This is a genomic window from Roseovarius sp. B08 (genome assembly GCF_051417955.1).
Taxonomy (GTDB): Bacteria; Pseudomonadota; Alphaproteobacteria; order Rhodobacterales; family Rhodobacteraceae; genus Roseovarius.
In genome coordinates this window covers 796,623-808,485 of sequence record NZ_JBPRLW010000001.1, presented here as the reverse complement: position 1 = coordinate 808,485, position 11,863 = coordinate 796,623, and the positions used below count along the sequence as shown (strand labels likewise).

Annotated in this window: 13 protein-coding genes and 1 pseudogene; 3 read left to right on the top strand and 11 right to left on the bottom strand. The window is 63.3% G+C overall.

Annotation, left to right across the window (positions count from 1 at the left end):
- Window positions 1–3: 3 nt before the first annotated feature.
- The 11 genes and pseudogenes from ACSQ76_RS04065 to ACSQ76_RS04015 all read right to left on the bottom strand — a co-directional run bounded on the left by ACSQ76_RS04065 (window position 4) and on the right by ACSQ76_RS04015 (window position 9,896).
- Window positions 4–1,272 (bottom strand): FCSD flavin-binding domain-containing protein, encoded by a 1,269-nt coding sequence (locus tag ACSQ76_RS04065; RefSeq protein ID WP_437155562.1) that lies wholly within the window; start codon window positions 1,270–1,272, stop codon window positions 4–6.
- Window positions 1,273–1,301: 29 nt separating this feature from the next.
- The gene (locus ACSQ76_RS04060) at window positions 1,302–2,021 is read right to left on the bottom strand and encodes a c-type cytochrome (protein WP_437155561.1); all 720 of its coding nucleotides are present in this window, start codon (window positions 2,019–2,021) and stop codon (window positions 1,302–1,304) included.
- 4 nt (window positions 2,022–2,025) lie between these two features.
- Window positions 2,026–3,210 (bottom strand): c-type cytochrome, encoded by a 1,185-nt coding sequence (locus ACSQ76_RS04055; RefSeq protein ID WP_437155560.1) that lies wholly within the window; start codon window positions 3,208–3,210, stop codon window positions 2,026–2,028.
- A pseudogene (gene soxC / locus ACSQ76_RS04050) lies at window positions 3,194–4,467 on the bottom strand (sulfite dehydrogenase). The gene ACSQ76_RS04055 and the pseudogene soxC overlap by 17 nt, the downstream one beginning before the upstream one ends.
- 25 nt (window positions 4,468–4,492) lie before the next feature.
- The gene (gene soxB / locus ACSQ76_RS04045) at window positions 4,493–6,190 is read right to left on the bottom strand and encodes a thiosulfohydrolase SoxB (RefSeq protein ID WP_437155559.1); all 1,698 of its coding nucleotides are present in this window, start codon (window positions 6,188–6,190) and stop codon (window positions 4,493–4,495) included.
- Window positions 6,191–6,280: 90 nt separating this feature from the next.
- Window positions 6,281–7,108: a sulfur oxidation c-type cytochrome SoxA gene (gene soxA, locus ACSQ76_RS04040; RefSeq protein WP_437158158.1), complete on the bottom strand. Its 828-nt coding sequence runs from the start codon at window positions 7,106–7,108 to the stop codon at window positions 6,281–6,283.
- 59 nt (window positions 7,109–7,167) lie between these two features.
- Window positions 7,168–7,497, bottom strand: coding sequence for a thiosulfate oxidation carrier complex protein SoxZ (soxZ, locus tag ACSQ76_RS04035; protein ID WP_306130499.1), 330 nt, complete (start codon window positions 7,495–7,497; stop codon window positions 7,168–7,170).
- 23 nt (window positions 7,498–7,520) lie between these two features.
- Window positions 7,521–7,943, bottom strand: a complete 423-nt coding sequence (gene soxY, locus ACSQ76_RS04030; RefSeq protein WP_437155558.1) for a thiosulfate oxidation carrier protein SoxY — start codon at window positions 7,941–7,943, stop codon at window positions 7,521–7,523.
- A 21-nt stretch (window positions 7,944–7,964) separates the two neighbouring features.
- Window positions 7,965–8,438, bottom strand: coding sequence for a sulfur oxidation c-type cytochrome SoxX (soxX, locus tag ACSQ76_RS04025; protein ID WP_437155557.1), 474 nt, complete (start codon window positions 8,436–8,438; stop codon window positions 7,965–7,967).
- Between the two features lie 147 nt (window positions 8,439–8,585).
- Window positions 8,586–9,137: a thioredoxin family protein gene (locus ACSQ76_RS04020; protein WP_437155556.1), complete on the bottom strand. Its 552-nt coding sequence runs from the start codon at window positions 9,135–9,137 to the stop codon at window positions 8,586–8,588.
- A gap of 18 nt (window positions 9,138–9,155) precedes the next feature.
- Window positions 9,156–9,896, bottom strand: coding sequence for a cytochrome c biogenesis CcdA family protein (locus ACSQ76_RS04015; RefSeq protein WP_306130503.1), 741 nt, complete (start codon window positions 9,894–9,896; stop codon window positions 9,156–9,158).
- Window positions 9,897–9,977: 81 nt separating this feature from the next.
- Between ACSQ76_RS04015 and ACSQ76_RS04010 the strand changes: the two genes are divergently transcribed.
- From ACSQ76_RS04010 to ACSQ76_RS04000, 3 genes are read left to right on the top strand one after another with little or no spacing between them, the layout of a single operon-like run.
- Window positions 9,978–10,346, top strand: a complete 369-nt coding sequence (locus tag ACSQ76_RS04010; RefSeq protein WP_437155555.1) for a hypothetical protein — start codon at window positions 9,978–9,980, stop codon at window positions 10,344–10,346.
- 8 nt (window positions 10,347–10,354) lie between these two features.
- On the top strand, window positions 10,355–10,738 hold the full coding sequence (locus tag ACSQ76_RS04005) for an ArsR/SmtB family transcription factor (RefSeq protein ID WP_437155554.1): 384 nt from the start codon (window positions 10,355–10,357) through the stop codon (window positions 10,736–10,738).
- 42 nt (window positions 10,739–10,780) lie between these two features.
- Window positions 10,781–11,836: a YeeE/YedE family protein gene (locus ACSQ76_RS04000; RefSeq protein WP_437155553.1), complete on the top strand. Its 1,056-nt coding sequence runs from the start codon at window positions 10,781–10,783 to the stop codon at window positions 11,834–11,836.
- Window positions 11,837–11,863: the final 27 nt, after the last annotated feature.

Here is an 11,863-nt window from a genome sequence, read left to right as displayed (position 1 = left end):
GGGCTAGCAGCCGAACATGTCGGTCGTCATGCCGGTGTACCAGCCTTCGGATTCTTCGTAGGTCGCCTTGCGCAGGGCGGAATCCTCGCCGGTTTCACTGATGAAGCTGTCGACCGAGGCGATCTTTTCGTCCGTGGGCTCGTAGGTGGCGCCGACCTTGACGCCGTCATCGGTGGCGATGAGCGACCAGCAGGTGTTCGAGTATTTCGCCGGGAACACCTTGGATCCGGTCAGCGCACCGCGCACGGCGTTGGCGCAGACCTTGGCCTGGCTGTTGGCAGAAAAGCCCGATTTGGGCATGTCGCCCTGTTCGGCGGCGTCGCCCAGCACGTAGACATCGGCGTCGGCCCGGGCGGACATGTCGGCAGGGTTCACCGGTGCCCAGTTGCCATCGGTCACGCCCGCCATTTCCGCGATACGGCCCGCCTTTTGCGCGGGGATGACGTTGCAGACATCGACCTGGGTTTCCTCTCCGTCGATGGTGATGGTCATGTTCGCCGGGTCGACCGAGACGTTGCCGCCGCCGAATTCCTCGCCGATCCAGTCGATCACGCCCGGGTAATGCTTGTTCCAGCCTTCCTGGAACAGGGCCATCTTGGAGAATTTCGGCTTGGGGTCGGCCACGATGATCTTCGCGGTCGGGTTATTTTCCTTCATGAAATGCGCGACCATCGAGACCCGCTCGTAGGGGCCCGGGGGGCAGCGATAAGGGTTCGGGGGGGCGACCATGGCAAAGGTGCCGCCCTCGGGCATGGCCTCCAGCTGGGCGCGCAGCAGTTCCGACTGAGAGCCGGCCTTATAGGCATGGGGCATGGCGTTCTGGGCCTCGACGCTCCAGCCTTCGACGGCGCCATCGACAAAGTCGATGCCCGGGCTGAGGATCAGCTTGTCATAGGGCAGAGTGGTCCCGCTGGCGAGCGTCACGGTCTTGGCGTCCCGGTCGACGTCCACGGCCCAGTCGTGAAGGACGTTTATACCGGCCGCGGCGAGGTTGCCGTAGGTGTGGCCGATGTCGCTGATCTCCTTGAAACCGCCGAGGTAGAGGTTGGAGAAGAAGCAGGTGAAATAGGTGCGTGTCGGCTCCACGAGCGTCACGTCGATGGCGCCGTCGCTGTCCTTGGCGATGTAGCGTGCCGCGGTGGCGCCGCCGGCCCCGCCGCCGATCACGACGACACGCGGCTTGCCCGCGTCCTGCGCCAGAACCATGGGTGCCGCAAGTGTTGTCGCCATGGCTGCCGTTGTTCCGAGGAACGTCCGTCTGTCGAGTGTCATGTTTGGTCCTCCCTAGGGTAAATTTCTTTTTATTCTTTGGTCAGTTGGCCAAAATAGGCGGCCAGCGCGGCGATCTCCTCGTCGCTCAGGCGTCCGGCGACCATTTGCATCACCGGATGGTTGCGCTGCTTGTTCTTGTAGGCGTGCATTGCAACCACGAAATCTTCCTCCGGCCATTGCACGATAGACGGAATACCATCGTTTGCGCCACCTGTCTGGTGGCAGGCCACGCATTCGCCGCTGAGATATTCACCATACTCGGGGTCTCCCTTCAGCGCCAGAATCTCTGGGTCGAGGTCGTGATCCGTGCCCTGGCTCGTCGGGTCCGCCTCGGGGATGTCGCGGGGATTGTCCGAAAAGCCCCGCAGGTAGGCGATCAGGTCCAGGCGCTGTTGCGGGTCCTTGAGCCCGTCAAAGCTCATCCTTGTGCCTGAGACGAGCGCGGAGGGTTTCTGGAGATAGACGTCGAGGGTGTCGGCGTGCCATTCCAGGCCGCCCGCGCCGGCGCGCTTGAAGCTTTCGGAATAGGCAAAGCCCTCTTGCGTGGCCGCCCGACGCCCGAAAAGGCCATTGAGGTGCGGACCGATGCCATGCTCGGCCCCCTTGCCCACCTCGTGGCAGTCGGAGCACGAGTCGAAAACCTTTTTGCCGGCCTCCGGGTCGGCCTCTTCCGCCAGTGCGGCGGTGACGACGCAGGTCAGAACGCCTGCCGCCAGCGCGAAGGGCAGTGCGCGCGGTCCGACCGTCATGGGGTCAGTCCCCGAAGCTTGACAGATAGGCGATGATGGCGTCGATGTCCTCTTGCTTCCTGAGACCGGCGAAACTCATCTTGGTGCCTTTCATATAGCTTTTGGGCGCGGCCAGGAATTCGGCCATGGAGGCTTCGTCCCAGACCCGGCCCTCGGCCGCGGCTTTTTCGAAGACGCTGGAATACGCGAAATCCTCGTGCCCGCCGATGGTCGCGCCCATGACGCCGTTCAGCATGGGGCCGACGCGGTTCCTGGCGCCCTCACCGACCATATGGCAGGCCTTGCATTTGCGGAAGACTTTTTTGCCGGCTGCGACCAGTTCGGGATCGGGGGCGGCGTCCTCGACGGCGCCGGGCGCGGCCGACTGGGGGCGCGCGGGATCGGCGGCGGCCATCGCGGCCCCTTCGGGAGCAGGGTCTGCGGCGGTTTCCTCTTCGGTGCTCTCCTCCTCCGGGGTCACGTCCAGGACCGAGGCGCGCATGGTGATCTCGACGCTGTCCTTGCAGCCTTGCATGCAGGGCTCGGTGCGCCAGATCGTGTACTCGGTTTCCGGCCTGTCATCGACGATGAAGCCGTCGGCGTTGGGCATCTCGAACGCGGCAAGGTTTTCGTGGCTAAGCTCGAAATCGTCTTCGACGAGGTAGTTGGAATAGAGGATGTAAGCGGTGATGGCGTAGACCTCATCCGGAGACAAAGACTGCGCGTTGCCGAATGGCATGGAGCGGTGCACGTAGTCCCAGGCGGTCGACAGGTACGGCCAGTAGGAGCCGACGGTCTTGACCGGGTCCTTGTTGTCGAGCGTGTCGAAGCCGCCTGCCAGCACCGGCCAGTTGCCGACGCCCTCGGCGAAGTCACCGTGGCAGACGGCGCAGACCTCGGCGAAGACCTGTTCACCGGTGGCCACGTCACCGCGGCCTTCGGGCAGGCCCTGGCCATCGGGGCGCACGTCGACGTCCCAAGCGGCGATCTCTTCGGGGAGGGCCTCGCGGCCCAGGCCGAAGCCGCCTTCGGGTGTTGCGGTGGAAGCGGTTTGTGCAGCGTCGGTCGAGGCGGCGTTGGCCTGTGACACGAGCGTGGGGCCGAATGAGGGGATGTCGACCACGAACTGGTCGGCCAGCATGTAGGACATCGTCAGGACGCCGGCAGCGCCACCGGCGGCGGGGGCGAATATTCTAAGAAACTTCGACATTTTCGGCCTCCCCGCTGGTTTTAACATGCCAGGTCTGGATGCAGTTGTTGTGGTAGACCGAATTCTCGCCGCGCACCTCGCGCAGCTGCGCCTTGGTGGGCTGGACATAACCCGTCTCGTCCATCGCGCGGGCCTGAAGCAGCATTTCCTCGCCGTCCCAGGTGGTGTCGAGGTAGAAGCGGGTCAGCGCCTTGCTGTCGCCCTGTGTGCCGAGGCGGGCGGTTTCCCAGGTCATGCCGCCATCGCGGGAGACATCGACACGGGTGATCCTGCCGTGGCCGGACCAGGCGAGGCCGGAAATGACCAGCGGGCCGGGGCCGTGGGCGATCGGCGCTTGCGGGCTGGGCGAGGTGATGACCGATTTGGCATCCATCACCCAGGTCCACTTGCGGGCCGTGCCGTCGGCCAGCACGTCTGTGTATTTCGACGTCTCCTCGCGGCTTTCCACGGGGCCGTCCATCACCTCGATCCGGCGCAGCCACTTGACCCACATGTTGCCTTCCCAGCCGGGCACCACGAGGCGGACGGGGTAGCCGTGCTCCTTGCGCAGCGCCTCGCCATTGGCCTTGAAGGCGACGAGGCAGTCGTCCAGCGCCTTTTCCATCGGAATGGACCGCCCGTTCGAGGACGCATCGGCGCCTTCGACATAGACCCACTTGTCCTTGAGGTCGTCGGCGGCATCCAGCCCCGCCTCTTTCAGCAGGATGCGCAGGGGGACGCCGGAATACTCCATGTTGTGGATCATGCCGTGGGTGAACTGCACGCCGTTGAGCTGCGCGCCCGCCCATTCCATGCCGGTATTGGCGGCGCATTCGCAGAAATAGACGTGGTTTTCGCGCGGGAAGCGTTCCAGATCGACGTAGGTGAAGACCAGCGGCGTATCCACCAGACCGTTGATCATCAGGCGGTAGTCTTCCTTCGCGAGTTCGATGGCGCCGGAATGGTGACGCTCGAACGCGCAGCCTTGCGGGGTGATCGTGCCGTCAAGCGCATGGATCGGCGTGAAGTTGATCGAGCTGATCGGATCGGCGGTCAGCCATGGCACGTTGCGGCGCACCACGTCATCCTCGAACCGGATCGGCAGGCCATAGGGGTTTCATCGACCCCTTCGCCGGTGATGGCGGCCCAGTCCTGAACCTCGGTGATCAGCGGATCGGGTTCGGTCGCTGCCGCGGCCCCTGCCACGGATCCAGCGACGGCCGCCGCGCTGCCGCGCAGGAAGGCGCGGCGGGACGGGGACTTGAAAAGATCATTCATGGCTGAACGCTCCCTGATTGACGGCTCAGATGCCGGTAACTTCGACGCTGTCGTTGGGCTGCGCCGTGACGGTGCCCAGTGTGCGGATGTGGCTTTCGACCACGTCCCAGATCTGTGGCCCTTCGGTGCCTTCGTTGACCGAGGCCCAGCCCGCGACGACGTAGTTGCGCGCGGGGTCGATCGGCTCGCCGGTCTCGAGCAGGGTCATGTTGCTGATCCGCTCGCCCTGCGGCGCGGAGACGTCGATGGTGTAGCCAAGGCCGCCGGTGCGGACCATGTCGCCGCCCTGCTGGTAATAGGGGTCGGGGTTGAAGATGTTGTCGGCCACGTCTTCCAGCACGACCTTGAGGAATTCGCCTGTCATTTCCGTGCGATACGCCTCGCCATAGGTCATGGAGGTGACGTTCCAGATATCCTCGCGGGTGATGTCCTGACCGGGGATCAGGGACGGGCCCCAGCGGACGCCGGGGCTGAGCGCGATTTCTGCGTCCCGCTCGGACAGGAGCGCATCGCAAATGAGGTCGTCCCAGCTGCCGTTGAAGTTGCCGCGGCGGTAAAGCAGGCTGTCGGTCTGGCCGATGACCTCGGACAGTTGCTCTTGGTAAGGTGCGCGCTGTTCTTCAATCAGCGCGGTCATCTCGGCGTCGGGTTCGATCACGTCCGAGAAGACCGGGATCAGCTTGTGGCGGTAGCCCATCATCCGGCCATCGCGGATATCGAGGTCGACGCGGCTGACGAACTTGCCGTTGCTGCCCGAGGCGATAATGAGCGTCTCGTTCGACAGGACGGGTTCCGGCAGGGCGTCGTGCGTGTGACCCGACAGGATCACGTCAATGCCGCCGACCACGGTGGCCATCTTCTTGTCCACGTCAAAGCCGTTATGGCTGAGCACGACGACGCATTCCGCGCCTTCGCTGCGGACCTGGTCGACGATTTCCTGCATGTTCTCGTCCCGGATGCCAAAGGCGTATTCGGGGAACATCCAGCCCGGGTTGGCGATGGGCATGTAGGGGAAGGCCTGCCCGATCACCGCGATCTTGGAGCCGCCGCGTTCGAACATCGTGTAGGGCGGGAAGAGATCGGTGGGTTCGTCCCACTCGGCGTCGAAGATGTTCTGCCCCAGCGCGGCGAACGGCAGGGATTCGACGAGCTCGGTTACGCGATCGGACCCCAGCGTGAATTCCCAGTGGAAGGTCATCGCATCCGGTTTAAGCGCGTTCATCACGTTAACCATGTCCTGGCCCTGGGTGTGATAGCAGGTGTAGGAGCCGTGCCACGTATCGCCGCCATCGAGCAGGATGGCGTCGGGACGGTCGGCGCGAATGGCGTTGATGACGGTCGCCACGCGGTCGAGCCCGCCGACGCGGCGGTATTCACGGGCCAGCGCCGTGAAGTCGCCGCTGCTGAGCGCATAGTGGCTGGGGCTGCCGTCCTCGATGCCGTAAAGGCGGCGGAAATCGGCGCCGGTGACGTGCGGCACCTCGCCCTTGTTCTCGCCCACGCCGATATTGACCGAGGGTTCGCGGAAATAGATCGGCTTCAGCTGCGCGTGGATGTCGGTGACGTGGATCAGGGACACGTTGCCGAACGTGTCGAACTGCAAGAGCTGATCCTGGGTCAGCGATTGTTGTGCGGCCAGTCTGGCCCAGTTGCCAAAGCCCGAAGCCCCGACGAGCGCTGATGCCGCCATGCCGACCTGAAGGAAATCCCTGCGCGAAATCATGAGTAAGTCGTCCCTTAAATCATATGCGCATATTTGAATGTTGTGCGCGGTGAAAAGGCCCCGCCCGACGGACGGAGCCTTGAATTGAGTTTAGTTGCGGACCGAGGGCCCTTCGACGCTGAGACCGTTGCCGCGCGAGGCGACGTAAAGCTCGAGCGCCACGAACTCCGGGCTGCCGGGCGAGAAGGTATGCGCCCGGGTATCGCGGATGCAGCCCTTGAAGCGGGACTGCACGGCGTTCAGCTTGGTGTTCTTCAGACGGTAGGTCGGGAAGCCGTTGATCTGCCCTTGGCTGAGATGATCGGCGCGGATCATGTTGCCCCAGTTGTCCTCGTGACAGTTGGCGCAGCTGAGTTCCAGCTGCCCGAACCGGGTATAGTAGATCTCCTTGCCCTTTTCCCAGGTGGACTGGGCCGGGCCGTCGATGGCGACGTTCACGGGCATGCCGCGCGACACCGACGCCAGGAGGGCCGACATGTTGGTCATGTCGCCGCCGGCGTATTTCCAGGGCTCTGCACCCATCCGGTTCTCGCGGCAGTCGTTGACCTGCATCTCGATCGTGCGCACCTCGCCCGCGTCCTCGTTCCACTTTGGGTAGACGGCCCTGACACCGGCCATGCTATCGACGTCGTTGTGGCACGAGGCACAGGACTTGCCCTCGGACCCTTCCGCGGTTTTCCAGACCTCGGCGGCCTGTTCGACCCAGAGCATTGCCGGGTTGTCGAAGTCGTCGGTCTGCACGGCCTGCGTTTCGTCCGAGCGGAAGCGCCAACCGGAGTAGATCGTGTCCAGCCCGTCCAAATGCGCCGGCGCGTCGGTCTTGGTGACCATCTCGATCTCTTCATTGACAACCAGTTCGTCCTCGTCCGGCCCGGCATGGGCCGCCAGCGCGAACACGCTGGCGGCTGCTGCCAGCATCAGACGCCCACCCGTTACAGTCGTTTTTTTCATGTTATCCTCCCTGACGCCCGGGCGCCTTATCCGACCGTGATCGTCTGCGTCTCTTCGTAGACGGAGCCGTCATCGTCGTACCAGGTGAACTTGAAGTCACCGGTTTCCGGCACGGTGGCCTCGAATTCGAAGAACGGGTTGGTCGAGATCGCCGGCTCCATTTTCACGTCGATCACGTTCTCGCCGTTGAAGTCGACAACGAAGCGGTTGATGATCGAGCGGGGAATGGTGTTGCCGTCATCGTCCTTGCGCTGACCGCTTTCCATCTGGTGGCTGATCAGCGTCTTGATGGTGATCGTGTCACCGGCGCTTGCCGTCTTGGGGACCTTGACGCGGGGTTTTACACCTTCGGCCATGTTCTGTTCTCCTTGTCCTCTGTTCAGCCGCCGCAGCCGCCGATGGTGACCTTGATGTTTGCCGAGGCCTGCTTGAACGAGCCATCTTCCATCTCGGCGACGGCGATGACGTCCTGGGTGCCGGCAAGGCGAATCCGTGTCGCCGCGAATTGCGACGCGGCCAGCGGGCCGAACTTGAATGTCGCGACGGGCGGCGTCGGGTTGCCATCGGCGAAGATCGCGATTGCCACGGCGCCGGGGGCGCTGACCTCGATCGGGACGGTGTTGCCGTTCTCGGCGATTTCCGGCGCGGTCAGTTCGACACCGCCCTCGCCCACATCGGCACCGCCGGTGAATTTCGCGATCGCATCTTCGGTGGCCGACGCGGAGGCCGGCAGCGCGCCGAAGGCCGTCACGGCTGCGCCTGCGGTGCCGAGCACCAGCATCTTTCGGCGATTCAGTTCCATCTTGTCCTCCAGATATCTGAGTTATTCGTCCTTGAGCGTCATCAGGTAGGCGACGACGTCCTCGATCTGCTGGCCGGTCAGCAGCGGATCGACCTCACCTTCATGCGGCTCGCCCGTGTAGGCGTCGCCCAGGCGAGTGAAGCCGTCGACCTTGTAGAAGCCCGGCATCATCGTGCCTTCGAACATGATCTTGGCATTTGCCACGATACCGCGGATCTCGGCCTCGCTCCAGCGGTCGGCGACGCCATCGAGCGGCGGGCCGATCTCGCCGTGGAACTGCAGGTGCGACAGGTCCGAGACCGCGTGGCATGCGATGCAGTTGCCCGCTCCCTTGTTCATCAGTTCGGCGCCCGCTTGCGGGTCGCCGGGCTGGCCGGTCAGCGACGTTTCAACCGCCCCATCGACGTAGTCAACATCCTGGGGTGCGATGGTTTCCGCAGCCGCAACGGTCGCAAATAGCGCTGTTGCGGATACAAAAGCAGTTAGACGTGTCATGTGCCCTCCCGTATGACAGTTAAGGTAAACTTGCACACACAAAAACGATTCACGCAACAACAAATTCAAGAAAGCGAATTTTTAAATCTGTTCGCCTTTGCAGAAAAACCGAGTTGGTTTTCTTTGCGTATGCAGCAATTCCTGCGGTCACTCCGCGAGTTTCCGCGCAAGGTATTTCTGGAACGGCTCGTCGGTTTCATATCCCTTTTCCACGACCCAGCGCAGCAGGTTCAGGGTGGTCCCCTTCTCGAACGCGCCGGGCATGGTGACAACCGCCAGTTCGTCGGCAGGCAATTCGCCCTCGGATTCTTCGGGAAAGAACATCATCGTCGGCGTGAACATGGCGTTCCAGCGGCGCACGGCCTTTTTCTCCGCCATCGCCTCGCCGTCGAAATCGGTGACTTCCACATCGCCGAACATGTTGATCTGCACGACAAAATAGTTGTCCTCGATGAACTGCTCGATCTCGGGGACGACGAACACTTCCTCGTGCATCTTGGTGCAGTAGATGCAGCCGCGCTGTTCGATCAGGACGAGCAGGCGCTTGCCCTCGGCGGTCGCCTCTTCGAGATCGTCGCCAAGGTCCTTGAACGTGTCGCGCATCCACGGGGCCTTGTGCAGGCCATCATCGCCAAGTTCGGCGGCGAAAACCGGCAGCGCCACAAGTGCGGTGAGAAGAATAGCGAAAATTCTGGTCATCTGACTGTGTCCTTTGATTTATCCGATTGTGCTGAACCAGGGGACATTTTCAAGCATCCACTGGGCGATGATGTTCACCGAGTTGGTCGCGATCAGGACGCCGAACAGGATCAGCAGCGCGCCCATGATCTTTTCAACCAGGCCGAGATGACGGCGGAACCGCGCCATGAACCGCATGAACGGCCCGATGAAAAGCGCCGCCGCGATGAACGGCAACGTCATGCCGAGACCGTAGACGAAGAGCAGCAAAGCGCCTTGCGCCGCGGAGTCCTGCCCGGCCGCCGTGAACAGGATCGCCGCCAGAACCGGCCCGACGCAGGGCGTCCAGCCGAAGGCGAAGGCGAGGCCGATCACGAACGCACCGGCGAGCCCGACATTGCTGGTATCGCCGGCATCCGCCCGGAACTGGCGATAGAGAATCCCGATGCGGATTACGCCAAGGAAATGCAGGCCCATCGCGATGATGATCGCCGCCGCAACCCAGCGCAGGATGTCGAAATACTCCTGCACCAGCTGGCCGAAGGCCGTGGCCGACGCGCCCAGGCCGACAAAGACCGTGATTACCCCGAGAGCGAAGAAACACGCCGCGAGAAAGGCGCGCACCCGGACGCCGCGGGAAATCGCGGCCTCTGCCGTGATCTGGTTCATGCCGACGCCGGCGAGGTAGCTGAGGTAGAAAGGCACCATGGGCAGGATGCAAGGCGACAGGAACGACAATAGCCCCGCGATCAACGCCCCGTAAATCGTTACGTCAAACATGCCTTCACCCGTCGCATTTCCTTGAAATATTCAAATATTAGATTATGATGGGTTTTAGCAAGCCGTCAATCGGAGTTTCACGTGGCTGCACTCAGAGCGTTCGTGCTCGTTATTCTGACCTGGCTGCCCGGCCCCCTGCTGGCGGAGACCTATTTGCTCATGGCCGAGGAGGATGGGTGTTACTGGTGTGCCCGATGGAACGAGGAGGTTGCGGCGGCGTATCCGAAAACCCCCGAAGGACAGGCCGCGCCTCTGCGCCGTTACGATCTATACAGCGAAACGCCGGACGTGGATTTCGCCCGGCGCGTGCGCTTCACCCCGACCTTCATCCTTGTCCGGGACGGAACCGAACTGGGCCGGATCGAAGGATACCCCGGAGAGGACTTTTTCTGGGGGCTGCTTGGCGAGATGCTGGAAGAGGCGCGCATCGACCTCGACAAAACAGGCTGACGATACCCATGACCCTCGATCCTCAAGATTCCCCCGACGCATCCGAGCCTGAAACGCGGCGGCTGCCGGTGCTCGACGCCAACATGTGCGCCGAGGACATGGAAAAGATGATGAAAAACGCGCAGCGGGCGTCGAACTTCCTGAAGGCGATCAGCCATGAAGGGCGGCTGATGATCCTGTGCCATCTTGCCTCGGGCGAAAAATCGGTGACCGAGCTGGAGGACCTGCTGTCGGCCCGTCAGGCAGCGGTGTCGCAACAGCTGACGCGGCTGAGGCTGGAAGGGCTGGTCACACCGCGGCGGGAGGGCAAGGCCATCTACTACAGTTTGACAGACGACAGACCCAGGCAGATCATGGAAGTCGTCTATGACCTGTTTTGCAGGGAGGGCTGACCGGGGCTGAGGAGAGCGCCCGGTCGGTGAACGGGAACCAGGATGCTGGAACTTCTGGGCGAAGCGAATAGCGCGGCGCTGATCGGGCTATTGGGCGGCCTGGCCTTGGGGCTGGCCGCGCGGCTGGGGCGTTTCTGCACGCTGGGCGCGATCGAGGACGTGCTCTATTCCTCGGACGATCGCCGGATCCGCATGTGGGGCATCGCCATCGGCGTGGCCATCATCGGCACGCATTTCGCCATGGCCGGTGGCTTGATGGACGGGGCCGCCGCCGCCTATCTCGATAGGGTCTGGAACCCTTTGGGCACCATCGTCGGCGGGCTGATGTTCGGCTATGGCATGGCGCTGTCGGGCAATTGCGGCTACGGCGCGCTGGCGCGGCTGGGCGGGGGCGACCTGCGGTCCTTCGTCATTGTGATCGTGATGGGGCTGTCGGCCTACCTGGTGATGTCCGGCCCGCTGGCCCATTTCCGCGTCTGGCTTTTCACCGTCGAGGACGGCGCGCGTTCGCCGCAGGGGTTCAGCCAGTTGGCACAGGTGCATTTGGGCATTGGCCCCGCGCTGACCGGCCTACTTCTGGGAGGGGCCATCCTGATGTCTTCCCTCGCCAGCGCCCGGATGCTGCGCTCGCCCGGCATGGTGTTCTGGGCCGCCGTTGTGGGCATGGCCATCGTCTTTGGCTGGGTCGGCACCTACTGGGTGGCCATGACGGGGTTCGAGGCCGAACCGACCGAGACGCATTCCTTTGCCGCGCCCATCGGCGACACGATCTATTTTGCCATGACCGCTTCGGGCAACAGCCTGTCGTTCAGCGTGGGCTCGGTGCTGGGCGTGGTGATCGGGGCGTTTATCGGCTCTTGCGTCAAAGGGCACTTCCGGTGGGAAGCCTGCGAGGACCCGCGAGAGTTGAAGCGCCAGATCTTCGGGGCCGCCCTGATGGGGCCGGGTGCGATTTTGGCGGTGGGGTGCAGTATCGGACAGGGGGTTTCGGCCTTTTCTGTGCTGGCCTTCTCCGCGCCGGTGGCGTTTCTGGCGATCTTCGCCGGGGCGGCGCTGGGGCTGAGACAGCTGATCACCGGGTTCGCGCCGGCGAAGTAGCCACACAGCGGCGGACACGAAAAGGCC